General features: G+C 71.4%; 14 protein-coding genes. 12 read left to right on the forward strand and 2 right to left on the reverse strand.

The window, feature by feature from the left end:
• The first annotated feature begins 142 nt into the window (after positions 1 to 142).
• The 11 genes from GIS00_RS07405 (at position 143) to GIS00_RS07455 (ending at position 10712) form a co-directional block, all read left to right on the forward strand.
• Complete coding sequence (locus GIS00_RS07405) at positions 143 to 988, forward strand: helix-turn-helix transcriptional regulator (protein WP_322097649.1); 846 nt, start codon at positions 143 to 145, stop codon at positions 986 to 988.
• Between the two features lie 53 nt (positions 989 to 1041).
• A complete protein-coding gene (sufB, locus tag GIS00_RS07410) occupies positions 1042 to 2448 on the forward strand; it encodes a Fe-S cluster assembly protein SufB (protein ID WP_154768009.1) in 1407 nt (468 codons plus the stop codon).
• Complete coding sequence (gene sufD, locus GIS00_RS07415) at positions 2445 to 3686, forward strand: Fe-S cluster assembly protein SufD (protein WP_154767551.1); 1242 nt, start codon at positions 2445 to 2447, stop codon at positions 3684 to 3686. Before sufB ends, sufD begins: the two co-directional genes overlap by 4 nt.
• A 64-nt stretch (positions 3687 to 3750) precedes the next feature.
• Positions 3751 to 4536 carry a Fe-S cluster assembly ATPase SufC gene (gene sufC / locus GIS00_RS07420; protein ID WP_322097651.1) on the forward strand — a complete coding sequence of 262 codons (786 nt, stop codon included), beginning with the start codon at positions 3751 to 3753 and terminating at the stop codon, positions 4534 to 4536.
• A gap of 86 nt (positions 4537 to 4622) precedes the next feature.
• The gene (locus tag GIS00_RS07425) at positions 4623 to 5918 is read left to right on the forward strand and encodes a cysteine desulfurase (RefSeq protein WP_407666800.1); all 1296 of its coding nucleotides are present in this window, start codon (positions 4623 to 4625) and stop codon (positions 5916 to 5918) included.
• A 99-nt stretch (positions 5919 to 6017) separates the two neighbouring features.
• The gene (sufU, locus tag GIS00_RS07430) at positions 6018 to 6533 is read left to right on the forward strand and encodes a Fe-S cluster assembly sulfur transfer protein SufU (protein WP_154767553.1); all 516 of its coding nucleotides are present in this window, start codon (positions 6018 to 6020) and stop codon (positions 6531 to 6533) included.
• Between the two features lie 194 nt (positions 6534 to 6727).
• Entirely contained in the window at positions 6728 to 7093 is a 366-nt protein-coding gene (locus GIS00_RS29260; RefSeq protein ID WP_230313301.1) for a metal-sulfur cluster assembly factor, read from the forward strand.
• A 116-nt stretch (positions 7094 to 7209) separates the two neighbouring features.
• Complete coding sequence (locus tag GIS00_RS07440) at positions 7210 to 7734, forward strand: hypothetical protein (RefSeq protein WP_154767555.1); 525 nt, start codon at positions 7210 to 7212, stop codon at positions 7732 to 7734.
• 32 nt (positions 7735 to 7766) lie between these two features.
• Positions 7767 to 9302, forward strand: coding sequence for a deoxyguanosinetriphosphate triphosphohydrolase family protein (locus tag GIS00_RS07445; protein WP_154767556.1), 1536 nt, complete (start codon positions 7767 to 7769; stop codon positions 9300 to 9302).
• A gap of 28 nt (positions 9303 to 9330) precedes the next feature.
• Positions 9331 to 10011, forward strand: coding sequence for an acVLRF1 family peptidyl-tRNA hydrolase (locus GIS00_RS07450; protein WP_322097652.1), 681 nt, complete (start codon positions 9331 to 9333; stop codon positions 10009 to 10011).
• 56 nt (positions 10012 to 10067) lie between these two features.
• On the forward strand, positions 10068 to 10712 hold the full coding sequence (locus GIS00_RS07455) for an alpha/beta hydrolase (RefSeq protein ID WP_154767557.1): 645 nt from the start codon (positions 10068 to 10070) through the stop codon (positions 10710 to 10712).
• A 107-nt stretch (positions 10713 to 10819) separates the two neighbouring features.
• Here the strand turns inward: GIS00_RS07455 and GIS00_RS07460 are convergent, their stop codons facing one another.
• Positions 10820 to 11767: an alpha/beta hydrolase gene (locus tag GIS00_RS07460; protein WP_322097653.1), complete on the reverse strand. Its 948-nt coding sequence runs from the start codon at positions 11765 to 11767 to the stop codon at positions 10820 to 10822.
• Between the two features lie 106 nt (positions 11768 to 11873).
• The gene (locus GIS00_RS07465) at positions 11874 to 12131 is read right to left on the reverse strand and encodes an SCO4848 family membrane protein (RefSeq protein ID WP_230312908.1); all 258 of its coding nucleotides are present in this window, start codon (positions 12129 to 12131) and stop codon (positions 11874 to 11876) included.
• Between the two features lie 184 nt (positions 12132 to 12315).
• On the opposite strand from GIS00_RS07465, the gene GIS00_RS07470 reads away from it, so the two are divergent.
• Positions 12316 to 14733 carry a Tex family protein gene (locus tag GIS00_RS07470; protein ID WP_407666801.1) on the forward strand — a complete coding sequence of 806 codons (2418 nt, stop codon included), beginning with the start codon at positions 12316 to 12318 and terminating at the stop codon, positions 14731 to 14733.
• Positions 14734 to 14818 lie beyond the last annotated feature (85 nt).

Here is a 14818-nt window from a genome sequence, read left to right on the forward strand (position 1 = left end):
GGGCGAGTCGCAGGTCACGCGCTCATGACGGTGTGATGCTCCGGAAGCTGTGACGAGGTAAGGCTTGCCTGAGTGACGTGCGCAACGTACAGTGCCCGGCCGGTGCTTTGAAGATCGCCCGGAAAAAGGTCACACTGGTGTTGTGAAAACGGCGACCCGCACCCGTGAGGGTGTCCCCGCGGTGCCGTCGGTGCACCCGGACAAGGGTCGTGACCAGGCAGAACACGCCGAGCTGAAGACCCGCGAGGCAGTCGTCGAGGCGCTGCTCGCGGAAGGCCCGGCCACCGCCGGAACCCTCGCCACCCGGCTGGGCATCTCGGCGGCCGGCATCCGCCGACACCTGGACCAGCTGCTGGCCGAGGGGGCGGTGATCACCCGGGAGGCGCACGCCGCCGGACCGCGGGGTCGCGGTCGTCCGGCCAAGGCCTACCTGCTCACCGAGACCGGCCGGTCCCGGTTGCCGCACTCCTACGACGACATCGCGGTGCAGGCGCTGGAGTTCCTCGCCGAGTCCGCAGGTCCGGAAGCGGTCGAGGCCTTCGCCCGCCGCCGGGCCGAGGCTCTGGTCGAGCCGTACCTGGCGGACCTGGCCGCCACCGAGGACCTGCACGAGCGGGTCGAGATCCTGTCCCGGGCGCTCACCGCCGGCGGTTTCGCTGCCAGCGTCGAGCGGGTCGGCGTGGGGGAGCAGCTCTGCCAGCACCACTGCCCGGTGGCCACCGTCGCCGGTCGTTTCCCGCAGCTCTGCGAGGCGGAATTCGCCGTGCTGTCGGAGGCGTTGGGCAGTTACGCGCAACGGCTCGCCACGATCGCCCGTGGTGACTCGTTCTGCACCACCTTCATCCCCGTCGGGGCCGCCGGTCTGACCGTGCGCGCCGGTTCCGGCGGTACCGACGGTGCTTCCCCTGCCGCGGGGGCACCACACGCGCGCACCGCACGGCCGACCGCCGCATCGGCCCCGACTGAACAGGGAAGGACCACGTCGTGACGACTGCTCCGGAACGCCTCGATACCGCTGTGTCCGACAGCGCTGCACCGGCCATGACCCAGGCCGAGACGATCGACACGTTGGGTCGGTACGCCTTCGGGTGGGCCGACGCCGATGTCGCCGGCGCCTCCGCGCGGCGGGGTCTGAACGAGGACGTGGTGCGGGACATCTCCGCCAAGAAGAGCGAGCCGGAATGGATGCTCGAGCGGCGTCTCAAGGCGCTGAAGCTCTTCGAGCGCCAGCCGATGCCGAGCTGGGGCGGCGACCTGTCGGGCATCGACTTCGACAACATCAAGTACTTCGTCCGGTCCGGCGAGAAGCAGGCGGCCTCCTGGGAGGAGCTGCCCGACGACATCAAGAACACCTACGACCGTCTCGGCATCCCCGAGGCCGAGAAGCAGCGCCTGGTCTCGGGTGTCGCCGCGCAGTACGAGTCCGAGGTGGTGTACCACTCCATCCAGAAGGACCTCGAGGACCAGGGTGTCATCTTCCTGGACACCGACTCCGGCCTCCGTGAGCACCCGGAGATCTTCGAGGAGTACTTCGGCTCAGTCATCCCGTCCGGCGACAACAAGTTCTCCGCGCTGAACACCGCGGTCTGGTCCGGCGGCTCGTTCGTCTACGTCCCCAAGGGCGTGCACGTCGACATCCCGCTGCAGGCCTACTTCCGGATCAACACCGAGAACATGGGCCAGTTCGAGCGGACGCTGATCATCGTCGACGAGGACGCCTACGTGCACTACGTCGAGGGCTGCACCGCGCCGATCTACAAGTCCGACTCGCTGCACTCCGCGGTCGTCGAGATCATCGTGCGCAAGGGTGGCCGCTGCCGGTACACCACCATCCAGAACTGGTCGAACAACGTCTACAACCTGGTCACCAAGCGGGCCAAGGCCGAGGCGGGCGCGACCATGGAGTGGGTTGACGGCAACATCGGCTCCAAGGTGACCATGAAGTACCCGTCGGTCTGGATGACCGGTGAGCACGCCAAGGGCGAGGTCATGTCGATCGCGTTCGCCGGCGAGGGCCAGCACCAGGACACCGGCGCGAAGATGCTGCACCTGGCGCCGCACACGTCGTCGACGATCATCAGCAAGTCGGTCTCCCGTGGCGGCGGCCGTACCTCGTACCGCGGCCTGGTCCGGGTGAACCCCGGTGCGCACCACAGCAAGTCGACGGTCAAGTGCGACGCCCTGTTGGTGGACACCGTCTCCCGGTCGGACACCTACCCCTACGTCGACGTCCGCGAGGACGACGTCGCGATGGGCCATGAGGCCACCGTCTCCAAGGTCTCCGAGGAGCAGCTCTTCTACCTGATGAGCCGTGGACTCACCGAGGACGAGGCGATGGCGATGATCGTGCGCGGCTTCGTCGAGCCGATCGCGCGCGAGCTGCCCATGGAGTACGCCCTCGAGCTGAACCGCCTGATCGAACTGCAGATGGAAGGAGCGGTGGGCTGACCGTGGCCACCGACACCCTGAGCGCGACCCCGGAGACCGGGATCGCCGAGCACACCCACGTCGGCGGCCGCACGGTCGCCGCCGTCCCGGCGTTCCTGCACCCGCAGGGATCGACCGATCTCGCCGACCACCCGGTCCCCGGCGGCCGCGAGGAGCTGTGGCGCTTCACCCCGCTGCGCCGGCTGCGCGGCGTGCACGACGACGCCCCGCTGACCGGCGACACCTTCACCGTGACCGTCGATGCGCCGCAGGGCGTCTCGGCGCGGTCGGTGTCCGGCGCGGAGGCCGCGGAGCTCAAGGGCTCGTCCGGCTACCTGCCGACCGACCGCCCGTCGGCCCGTGCGTTCGACGCCGCGGACAGCGTGTTCCTCGTCGACATCCCGGCGGACGCCGTGGTGGAGGACCCGATCTCGGTCACCTTCACCGGCACCGGGACGGACACCGCGATCCCGGCCCACCTGCTGATCCGGGCCGGCCGTTTCGCCTCCGCCTCGGTCGTCGTCGCCTACGAGGGCTCGGCGACGCTGGTGGAGAACGTGGAGATCGTGGTCGGCGACGGTGCCCGGCTGACCGTGGTCGGCATCGACGAGTGGGGCGACGCGACCGGCGGCGGCGCCGCGGGCGAGGGCGGCTCGGTGCACCTGGCCGCGCACCACCTGAGCGTCGGCCGGGACGCGGTGGTCAAGCACGCGCTGCTGGCCTTCGGCGGCGACCTGGTGCGCAGCACCGTCGCGGTCGACTACACCGCCCCCGGCGGTGACGCCGAACTGCTCGGTCTCTACTTCGCCGACGCCGGACAGCATCTCGAGCAGCGGCTCTTCGTCGACCACGACGCGACGCACTGCAAGTCCAACGTGCTCTACAAGGGTGCGCTGCAGGGCAACGGCGCGCACACGGTCTGGGTCGGCGACGTGCTGATCCGGGCCACCGCCGAGGGCACCGACACCTACGAGATGAACCGCAACCTGATCCTCACGGACGGCGCGCGGGCCGACTCGGTGCCGAACCTGGAGATCGAGACCGGGGAGATCGCCGGCGCCGGGCACGCCAGCGCCACCGGCCGTTTCGACGACGACCAGCTGTTCTACCTGCTGTCCCGTGGCATCCCGGAGGACGTCGCGCGGCGCCTGGTGGTGCGCGGCTTCTTCGGCGAGGTGCTGCAGCGCATCGGCGTGCCGAGCGTGGTCGAGCGGGCCGCGCAGACCATCGAGCGTGAGCTCGAGCAGTCCGGCATCTGACACCCACCTTCTGATTCCCTGCAGGACCGACACTCTGCAGTACCGAACCGAAAGCGACACCACAGTGGCAACTCTCGAGATCAAGGACCTGCACGTCTCGGTGGTCACCGACGACGAGCCCAAGGAGATCCTGCGCGGCGTCGACCTGACCGTGGACAGCGGCCAGACGCACGCGATCATGGGCCCCAACGGTTCCGGCAAGTCGACCCTGGCCTACTCGCTGGCCGGGCACCCGAAGTACCAGGTCACCTCCGGCAGCGTCACCCTGGACGGCGCCGACGTGCTGGCGATGACCGTCGACGAGCGGGCCCGGGCCGGCCTCTTCCTGGCCATGCAGTACCCGGTAGAGGTGCCCGGCGTGTCCACCTCCAACTTCCTGCGCACCGCGGCCACCGCCGTGCGCGGCCAGGCACCCGCGGTGCGGACCTGGGTCAAGGAGGTCAAGTCCGCGATGGCCGACCTGGAGATCGACCCGGCGTTCGCCGAGCGCAGCGTCAACGAAGGCTTCTCCGGCGGCGAGAAGAAGCGCCACGAGATCCTGCAGCTGGCCCTGCTCAAGCCCAAGATCGCCGTGCTGGACGAGACCGACTCCGGTCTGGACGTCGACGCGCTGCGCATCGTGTCCGAGGGTGTCAACCGTTACAAGGCCGAGTCCGCCGCCTCCGGCGAGGGTGTCGGCGTCCTGCTGATCACCCACTACACGCGGATCCTGCGCTACATCCAGCCGGACCACGTGCACGTCTTCGCCGGTGGCCGCATCGTCGAGTCCGGTGGCCCGGACCTCGCCGAGGAGCTGGAGACCAACGGCTACGTCCGCTTCACCGGTGCGGCGGTGGGCGGCGCGTCATGACCGCGGGTGCCGCTGCGCCCGGCGTGACGGGCGCCGACCTCGCCCGCGGGGACGACATCGGCTTCCATGCCACGGATGTCGTCCCGGTGCCCGGTGACGCCTCCGGTGTGATCCCGCTGGACATCTCGGCGATCCGGGCGGACTTCCCGATCCTGGAGCGCACCGTCCGGGACGGGAAGCCGTTGGTGTACCTGGACTCCGGTGCCACCTCGCAGCGGCCGGTGCCGGTGATCGACGCCGAGCAGGAGTACCTGACGACGCACCACGCCGCGGTGCACCGCGGCGCGCACCAGCTGGCCGAGGAGGCCACCGACGCCTACGAGGGCGCCCGGGCCCGCATCGCCGGTTTCGTCGGTGCCGCGCGCCCGGAGGAGCTGGTGTTCGTCAAGAACGCCACCGAGGCGATCAACCTGATCGCCTACTCCTTCGGCAACGCCTCGATCGGTCCCGACGTGCCCGGCGCAGCCACGCGTTTCGCGCTCGGGCCGGGCGACGAGATCGTCATCACCGAGATGGAGCACCACGCGAACCTGGTGCCGTGGCAGGAACTGGCCCGGCGGACCGGGGCGACGCTGAAGTGGTTCGGGCTCACCGACGACTTCCGCCTCGACCTGTCCTCGATCGACGAGATCATCACCCCGCGGACCAAGGTCGTCGCGTTCACCCACCAGTCGAACGTGCTCGGCACGGTCAACCCGGTACAGCGACTCGTCGAGGCCGCGCACCGCGTCGGCGCGCTGACCGTGCTGGACGCCTGCCAGTCCGTGCCGCACGGCCCGGTGGACGTGCAGCAGCTGGGCGTCGACCTCCTGGCGTTCTCCGGACACAAGATGTTCGGCCCGTCCGGGGTCGGTGGGCTGTACGGCCGGTACGACCTGCTGTCCGCCATGCCGCCGTTCCTCACCGGCGGGTCGATGATCGAGCAGGTCTTCATGGACCACTCGACCTACGCAGCGCCGCCGGCCCGGTTCGAGGCCGGCGTCCCGATGACCTCGCAGGCCGTCGGGCTCGGCGCCGCGGTGGACTACCTGGAGACCGTCGGCATGCAGCAGGTCGCCGCGCACGAGGCGGAGCTGACCGGGCTGGCGCTGCAGCAGCTCTCCGCGCTGCCCGGCATCCGGATCATCGGACCGTCCGACACCGTCGACCGCGGCGGTGCGGTGTCCTTCGTGGTCGACGGGGTGCACGCGCACGACGTCGGCCAGATCCTCGACGACAACGGGGTGGCGGTGCGGGTCGGTCACCACTGTGCCTGGCCGCTGCACCGCCGCTACGGGATCGCCGCGACCGTGCGGGCCTCCTTCGCGCTCTACAACACGGCCGAGGAGGTCGGGGCGCTGGTGGAAGCAGTTCGCGACGCCCAGCGTTTCTTCTCGGTGTAGGTCCGGGTCCGCCCGGTGGCAATGCCGGGTCCGACGGACGTGCGGAGGTTCGGCAGCGATGAGTTCGGCAGCGATGAGTTCGGCAGAGGAGTCGCCACGATGAAGATGGAAGCGCTGTACCAGGAGATCATCCTGGACCACTACCGCGCGCCCCATCACGCGGGGCTGCGCGAGGAGTTCGACAGCCAGGTGCACCACGTCAACCCGACCTGCGGTGACGAGGTGACCCTGCGGGTGAAGCTGTCGCAGGCCGAGGGCGCCGACACCTCGGCGGTGGTCGTCGAGGACATCTCGTACGACGCGCTGGGCTGCTCGATCTCGCAGGCGTCGACCTCCGTGCTCACCGACCTGACGATCGGCCGGTCGCTGCCCGAGGCGCTGGCCACGCTGGACGAGTTCAACCGGATGGTCACCTCCCGTGGCACCGTGGAGGGTGACGAGGACGTGCTCGGCGACGGCATCGCCTTCGCCGGGGTGTCGAAGTACCCGGCGCGGGTCAAGTGCGCTCTGCTGGGCTGGATGGCGTTCAAAGACGCGGCGAGCCAGGCGCTCGACGGTGCCGGCGGGGCACAGACAGAGCAGGCAGCACCGCCTGCAGGAGAGGTGACGGCATGACCGAGCTCGACCAGACCGCGCACGCGGCACACGACCATGCGGGGCATGATCACGCGGGTCACGACCATGCGGGTCACGACCATGCCGGTCACGATCACGCCGGTCACGATCACGCGGGTCACGACCATGCCGACCATGACCACGCCGGGCACGACCACGCTGCCCAGGACCGGACCGGCCGGAGCGCGGCGGATCTGGACGCCGCTGCGACCGCCACGCCGGCCGCGCCGCAGGTGACCGCCGCGACCATCGACGAGATCGAGGAGGCGCTGCGCGACGTGGTCGATCCCGAGCTCGGCGTCAACGTCGTCGACCTCGGGTTGGTCTACGACCTGAACGTCGACGACAGCGGCGTGCTCACCATCGACATGACGCTGACCAGCGCCGCCTGCCCGCTGACCGACATGATCGAGGACCAGGTCGGTGCCGCGGTGATGGGTGCCAACGGACAGCTGGTGAACGACTACAAGATCAACTGGGTCTGGCTGCCGCCCTGGGGTCCGGAAAAGATCACCGACGACGGGCGTGAGCAGCTGCGCGCGCTCGGGTTCAACATCTGAGCCGGGCCACGCGGGTCCTTCTGGCCGTCACGCTGTGGCGGCTGCTGGTCGCTGCGGTCGCCTGGCGCGGGGTCTCCGCCGGTCTGTACCGGCGGGAGGCGTGGGACTGGACCCGCTTGCACTTCTGGTCACAGACCAGCGTGCTCGCGGTCGCGATCGTCGCGACGGTGGTGCTGCTGTCGCCGCTCTGGTTGCGCGGCGCCGTCCGGGAGCCGTCCGGTGTGCTCGACGCGCTCCGCGGGGCCGCCACCACCTATGTACTCATCACCCTGGTGCTGTTCGCGACCCTGCTCGGCGGAGGCTACGGCTCCACCTCCAGCCTCTGGATGCACCTGCTGGTACCGCTCGCCGCGCTGGCCGACTGGCTGCTGCTGGGCACCGGACCGCGGCGCATGCCGGTCTGGGTGCCGGTCACCTGGATGGTGATCCCGCTGGTCTACCTGCCGTTCTACATCTCCGCCAGCGAGCGGCGGCCGCTGTACCGGTTCCTCGATCCCGATGCCGGTGACTTCCTGACCTGGGTGGTCATGCTTTTCCTGGCCTTCCTGGTGGCCGGGTACCTGGTCTGGGGGGCCGGCCGACTGCGGCTCGGCACAGGTCGCTCCACACCTGCCACCCCACGCCAGACGGTCCGGTCCTGAGGGTCCCGACGGCCCCCGGTACGTTGTCCGGCATGGATGCCCGGCTGCGCCGACGGAGTGACACGGGACCGGCGTCGGGCAATCCGCTGGAGGAGTTCCGCAGCGACCTCGAGCGGATCCGCTTCTCGCCCTACTTCTCCCGGCTGGCCGCGGTCACCCAGGTCATCTCCCAGGGCGCCGCCGGCCAGGTGGTGCACAACCGGCTGACCCACACGATCAAGGTCACGGCGGTGGCTCGGGCCATCGCCACCACGCTGGCGCACGGGCCGCACCGCGCTGTACTGGACCGGCTCGGCGGCATCGACCCGGTGGTCGTCCAGGCCGCCGCCAGTGCGCACGACCTCGGTCACCCGCCGTTCGGGCACCTGGGGGAGCAGGTGCTGGACCGGCTCGCCCGGTCCCGGTTCGGGCTGGCCGACGGGTTCGAGGGCAACGCCCAGACCTTCCGCATCCTCACCGAGCTGGACGTGCACGGGCTCTCCGGTGAGGGGCTCGACCTGACCGCCGCGGTGCGGGCCGCCGTCCTGAAGTACCCGTGGGCCCGGTTCGGGGTGCCGTCCCCGCACCCGAGCGGTATGGCCGAGGCGCCCAAGGGCGGCGGGCCCGGGCTGGACGGGCACGGGTCCGGGAAGTTCTCCGCGTACCAGCTCGACGTCTCCGAGATGACCGAGGTACTGGCCTGTTTCCCGCAGATCGGGCCGATGCGGCAGACCGTCGAGTGCTCGGTGATGGACGTCGCCGACGACATCGCCTACTCGCTGCACGATCTCGACGACTTCCACCGCTCCGGCGTGCTGCAGCACGCGTCGGTGGCCGCGGAGTTCCGGACCTGGCTGCGGCAGCGGGCCGAGCTGGAGCGCACCGACGAACGAGACCTGCGGGCCGACGACCGGAGCCCCGGGTACTCGCTGGAGCTGCTGCGCCGCCGGATGGCCGTCAAGGACGCCTGGATCTTCGACGACGAGGCCTTCGCAGTGGCCGTCGGCCGGGTGGCGACCGATCTGGTGGACGGGCTGCTGGCGGTGCCCTTCGACTCCTCGCTGGCCGCAGAGCGGGCCATCGGGGTCTTCACCTCGACCTGGATCGCCCATCTGCAGGAGTCGGTCACCGTCGACGAGAACCCGCCGGTCCGTGCAGGTTTCGTGCTGCTCGGCCGGCAGGCCTGGCACGAGGTCGCGGCGCTGAAGTTCGTGCACCAGCGGTTCGTGCTGGACCGGCCGGACCTGGCGATGTTCCAGCGCGGTCAGGCGCAGGTGCTGACCGCGCTGGTGGCGGACCTGGACTCCTGGCTGGGCGACCCGCGGGACGCCGGGCGGGCGCCGCGCCGGCTGATCGACCTGGTCGACCTGGCGACCCAGGGGTACCGCCGGCTGGCCCGGGAGCAGCCGGAGCTGCTGCTGGCACCGGACGCCGAGGAGCCGGTGCGGGAGAACGACCTGCGCCGTTGGGGCCGTGGGCGCGGGATCATGGACTACGTCGCCTCGCTCACCGACGACCGGGCTGCAGTGTCCGCGACGACCCTGGCCGGGCACTCCGCGCGGTTGTGGGACGCCGGGTCGGCCCTGTGATGTCGCTGCCGCCCGTCTGGAGAGCACGGTGAGCACCCGCTCCCGCCCGGCCCCCGGCGGCGGGATCGTGGTCGAGATCCCGCCGGAACGGGTGGTCGGCTGGATCAACAGGTTCGCCGGCCGCAACGACGGCATCGACGAGATCACCGGGGACGACAACGCTCTCGCGCTGGCCGGCGGGGACGGGACGACCGCATCCATCGCCGTGCCGTTCCCGCCGATGGCCCTCGGCCACCGCGAGCCGGTCGAGGCGCTGCTGGACCACATCGCCTCCCTCGGCACGGTCGGGCTGATCCTGGTCCGCGGCGGTGCGCACTCGATCGGCATCGCCCGGGAGGGTGTGGTGCTCGCCTCGTCCACCGACCGCAAGTACCTGCAGGGGCGGACGGCCGCCGGCGGCTGGTCGCAACAGCGGTACGCGCGCCGCCGCGGCAACCAACTCACCTTCTCGCTGGAGCACGCGGCCTCGCTGGCGGCCCGGGTCCTGCTGGACGGTCCGCCGATCGATGCGCTGGTGGTGGCCGGCGACTCCGGGGCGATCACCACCGTGCTCGCCGACCGCCGGCTGGCGCCGCTGCTGCCGCTGCCCCGGCGCACCTTCGGTGACATCCCGGAGCCGCGCCGGGCGGTGCTGGACGACATCGCCGCCCGCAGCCTGCATGTGGAGATCACCGTGCGCGGCCCGGGAGCCGGTCCGGGTGTCGGGTAGGCTGCCAGAAACACTTGAACTCTCAACTAGTAGTTCTTGAGCACAAGGAGCGGTGGATGGGATCGGACCTCGTCGCGCAGTGGGCACCCGACCGGGATCCGTCGCGGCCGCTGGTCGTGGCCATCCACGGGTACGGCGCCCAGGAGGGTGATCTCGTCCGGCTGCAGCCGTTCCTCGGCGCGGTGGACCTGGTCGCGCTGCGCGCACCGCTGCCGGTGGGCAGCGGCTTCTGCTGGTTCCCGCTGGCCGAGCCCGGCGTCCCGGACCCGGCCACCGTGACCACCGCGGCCGGTTGGGTCCAGGACTGGATCGACACCCACGCCGCTGACCGGGATGTCGTGCTGCTCGGGTTCTCCCAGGGTGGGACCACAGCGTTGCAGACCGTGCGCCACCGGCCGGACCGCTACCGCGGGGTGGTGCTGCTGTCCGGCTTCGTCGCCCCGGGCGACGTGGATGGCGATGCGCAGCTGGAAACCTCGCCGGTGCCGGTGTTCTGGGGCCGGGACGTGCAGGACCCGATCATCGCGCCGGTCGCGATCGAGCGCACCGCCGCCTGGCTGCCCGGACATACGACCGCGACGGTCCGCACCTACCCGGGCATCCTGCACGGCATCGGCCGGGCCGAGCTCGACGACGTGCGGGCGTTCCTGGGGGAACTCACCGCCGTTGTTCCGGATGGGCCGGCGGCCGCGGACTCCTGAACCGGGGCCGCAGGTCCCAGGTCCCGCCGGTTGTTCGGACGAGCCGGCCGCGGTGCTCCGCCGAAGCGGGAGCAACTGCGGGCGGTCGTCGAACGGACTTGACCGCGCTACAGCGACCGCAGCACCCGGAGCCGGTCGGCGATCGCCCGCTGTGCGACATCCGCGCCCGGGGCGAAGGCCTCGAAGCCGTGCGGTGCGCCGGGGTGCAGGTGGAACTCGGTGGGCACTCCCGCATCGGTGAGCCGCCGGGCGTACTCGAGGTCCTCGTCGCGGAAGATGTCCAGCTCGCCGACGTCCAGGTAGGCAGGTGGCAGGCCGGTCAGATCGGTGGCCCGGGTCGGCGCCGCGTACGGCGAGACCTGCTGTGGCGCCTCGCCCAGCAGTGCTCCCCAGCCGGTGACGTTGTCGTCGTAGGACCAGGTCAGGAACGGCACCAACTGCGGGTCCGGGGTGACGTTGGTGTCGTCGAGCATCGGGTAGACCAGGATCTGCCGGGACAGGGCCGGCCCGTTCTCGTCCCGGGCCAGCAGGGCGACCCCGGCGGCCAGGCCGCCGCCGGCGCTGTCGCCCATCACCGCGATGCGCGACCGGTCCACGCCGAGCTCGTCGGCGTGCTCGGCCAGATGTCGCAGTGCGGCGAAGCAGTCGCGCACCGGCACGGGGTCGGGGAACTCGGGCGCCAGCCGGTACTCGACGGCCAGCATCGGCACCCCGGACGCGGCCACGTACCGCGCGATGATCGGGTCGTAGCCCTTGAGGTCGCCGGCGATCATGCCGCCGCCGTGCAGGTAGAGCACCGCCGGCCCGCTGGCGCCGCCCGCTTCCCGCGCGTACCAGCGGGCGTCCAGCTGGGCGCCGTCGTCCGCGGTGACCGTCAGGTGGGTGACCGCGACGCCCGAGGGCGCGGGCTGCAGATCGGCGAAGACGGCGAAGGTCACCGCGGCGTTCTGCCGGCGGGTGAACACGTCACCGGCGGGCGGCGGGACGGGCGGCGGACCGTCCCCGAGCAGTGCGAGCAGACCGGTGGCCACCTGGGGATCGAGCGCGAACGGCACGGCACCTCCACATCGAGGGGCCCGATCGAACAGCAGTTCCGGCCGGGCCATGGCTGTTGCCCGGAGGCTATCCGCGTCCACCGACACCCGCCGGACGAATGAGCACTCAGCGACGCGTGGCGCTGCGCTCCCGGGTGTCGGCGACCACGCCGCGGATCCCGAGGACCGCGATGACCGTGCCGATGGCCATGGCGGCGACGATCAGCACCGCGTGCACCCAGAGGAACCCGGTCGGGCCGGAGCCGATGCCACCGGTCCAGGCGCGGTCGTCGTTCCAGATGGCGACGGCGAAACGCGGCCAGATCGCCCAGTTGAACAGGCCGGCCAGGATCAGGAACACGGACCAGCCGCGGGACAGTCGCACCGCTCCAGTATCCCTGTTCGGCGCGCCGCGCCGGCGGCCCGTGTGCCTGGACCGTCGGTGGGCCGGGGCAGAATGTCCGGGCCGGCACACCGACGAGAGGCAGCAGTTGAGCACCGAGAAGTTGAGTACCGAGCAGTTGAACGCGCAGCAGTCCACCACCGACGACGGGGGAGCTTCCCGGCCGGTGACGCTGCCGCCGGTGGCCCCGGTGAGCCGGCGGATCGCCGAGGAGCTGCAGGTCACCGAGCGCCAGGTGCTGGCCGCGGTCGAGCTGCTGGACGGCGGCGCGACGGTGCCGTTCATCGCCCGGTACCGCAAGGAGGTGACCGGTGCGCTGGACGACGCGCAGCTGCGGACCCTGGAGGAGCGGCTGGGCTACCTGCGCGAGCTGGACCAGCGCCGGATCGCGATCGCCGAGGCCATCGCCGGTCAGGGCAAGCTGACCGCCGCGCTGGCCGCCGACCTCGCCGCGGCCGACACCAAGGCCCGGCTGGAGGACATCTACCTGCCGTACAAGGTGAAGCGGCGGACCAAGGCGCAGATCGCCCGCGAGGCCGGCCTGCAGCCGCTCGCGGACACCTTGCTGGCCGACCCGATGCAGGACCCGCAGACCGTCGCGGCGTCCTTCGTCGACCCGGCGAAGGAGGTGGCGGACACGGCTGCCGCGCTCACCGGCGCCCGCGCCATCCTGGTCGAGACCTTCGCCGAGGATCCGGATCTCGTCGGTGAGCTGCGCGAGCGCATGTGGTCGCAGGGCCGGCTCGTGGCCCGGATCCGCGACGGCGTGGACCCGAAGGCGCCGGAGTCGGCCAAGTACGCGGACTGGTTCGACGTCGCCGACCCGCTGGCCACCATGCCCTCGCACCGGGTGCTGGCGATGTTCCGCGGCGAGAAGGACGGCGTCCTCGGACTGACCGTCGATCCGGACGCCGAGGACCGCGACCCGTCCGACACCGGGCCGTCCGTCCAGGAGGGCATCATCGCCCGCCGTTTCGGCATCGCCGACCAGGGCCGCCCGGCCGACCGCTGGCTGCGGGACACGGTGCGCTGGGCCTGGCGGACGAAGCTGACCGTCTCCCTCGGCATCGACGTCCGGATGCGGTTGCGGCAGGGCGCCGAGGAGGCCGCGGCGGCGGTGTTCGCGACCAACCTGCGGGACGTGCTGCTCGCCGCGCCGGCCGGCACCCGGGCCACCCTTGGCCTGGATCCCGGGTTTCGGACCGGGGTCAAGGTGGCCGTCGTCGACGCCACCGGCAAGGTCGTCGACACCGACACGATCTACCCGCACCAGCCGCAGAACCGTTGGGACGCAGCACTCGCCGCACTCCAGAAGTTAGCGGTGAAGCATTCCGTGGAGCTGGTCGCCATCGGCAACGGCACCGCGTCACGGGAGACCGACAAGCTGGCCGCCGACCTGGTCCGGCTGGTCCCCGGCCTGACCAAGGTGATGGTGTCCGAGGCCGGGGCGTCGGTCTACTCGGCGTCGGCCTACGCCTCCGCCGAGCTCCCGGACCTGGACGTGTCCATCCGCGGTGCGGTCTCCATCGCCCGCCGGCTGCAGGACCCGCTCGCCGAGCTGGTCAAGATCGACCCGAAGTCGATCGGTGTCGGGCAGTACCAGCACGACCTGGCCGAGGCGCTGCTCTCCCGTGCGCTGGACAACGTGGTCGAGGACTGCGTGAACGCCGTCGGTGTCGACGCGAACACCGCGAGTGTGCCGCTGTTGTCGAAGGTGTCGGGCATCACCGCCGGACTTGCGGAGAACATCGTCGCCTACCGAGATGCGCACGGCGCCTTCACCTCTCGCACCCAGCTGAACAAGGTGCCCCGCCTCGGTCCGAAGGCCTACGAGCAGTGCGCCGGGTTCCTGCGGATCCGGGGCGGCAGCGACCCGCTGGACACCTCGAGCGTGCACCCCGAGTCCTACCCGGTGGTGCGCCGCATCCTGGAGGTCACCGGCGGCGACATCCGGAACCTGATCGGTGATGTCGGCACCCTGCGCGCGCTGCGGCCGGAGCGGTTCGCCGACGGTGCTGTCGGTGAGCTGACCGTCCGGGACATCCTGTCCGAACTGGAGAAGCCCGGCCGCGACCCACGCCCCGAGTTCAGCACCGCCAGCTTCGCCGACGGTGTGGAGAAGATCGGTGACCTGCGGCCCGGGATGGTGCTCGAGGGTGTCGTCACCAACGTCGCCGCGTTCGGTGCGTTCGTCGACATCGGCGTCCACCAGGACGGTCTCGTGCACGTATCCGCGATGAGCGACAGGTTCGTCTCCGACCCGCGGGAGGTCGTCCGGTCCGGGCAGGTCGTCCGGGTGAAGGTGATGGAGGTCGACGCCGACCGCAAGCGCATCGGGCTCTCGCTCCGGCTGACCGACGAGCCGGGAGCCGGCCGCGAGCGCCGCGGAGGTGCCCCGCAATCCGGTCGAGGGAGTGGTCCGGGTCAGGGCGGTGACCGGCAGCGCGGTGGGCAGCAGCGCGATGGTCGGCAGGGCGGCAGCCGCGGCGGGTCCGGAGCACCGCGGTCCGGGTCGGGCCGGCCGGAGGCGCCGGCCGCCGGGTCGATGGCGGATGCGTTGCGGCGGGCCGGTTTCGGTCGCTGACGGGGCGGTTCGGCCGGGCCAGGTCCGGATCGACCGTCCCGGGTCGGCAGACCCGGGACGGTCGGCGGGGTCGGCCGACCGGATG

The organism is Nakamurella alba (assembly GCF_009707545.1).
Lineage (GTDB): Bacteria > Actinomycetota > Actinomycetes > Mycobacteriales > Nakamurellaceae > Nakamurella > Nakamurella alba.

Coding starts and splice junctions, on each gene's coding strand:
- sufB (WP_154768009.1), top strand. CDS start 1,042: ATGACCCAGGCCGAGACGATCGACACGTTGGGTCGGTACGCCTTCGGG.
- sufU (WP_154767553.1), top strand. CDS start 6,018: ATGAAGATGGAAGCGCTGTACCAGGAGATCATCCTGGACCACTACCGC.
- GIS00_RS07445 (WP_154767556.1), top strand. CDS start 7,767: ATGGATGCCCGGCTGCGCCGACGGAGTGACACGGGACCGGCGTCGGGC.
- GIS00_RS07455 (WP_154767557.1), top strand. CDS start 10,068: ATGGGATCGGACCTCGTCGCGCAGTGGGCACCCGACCGGGATCCGTCG.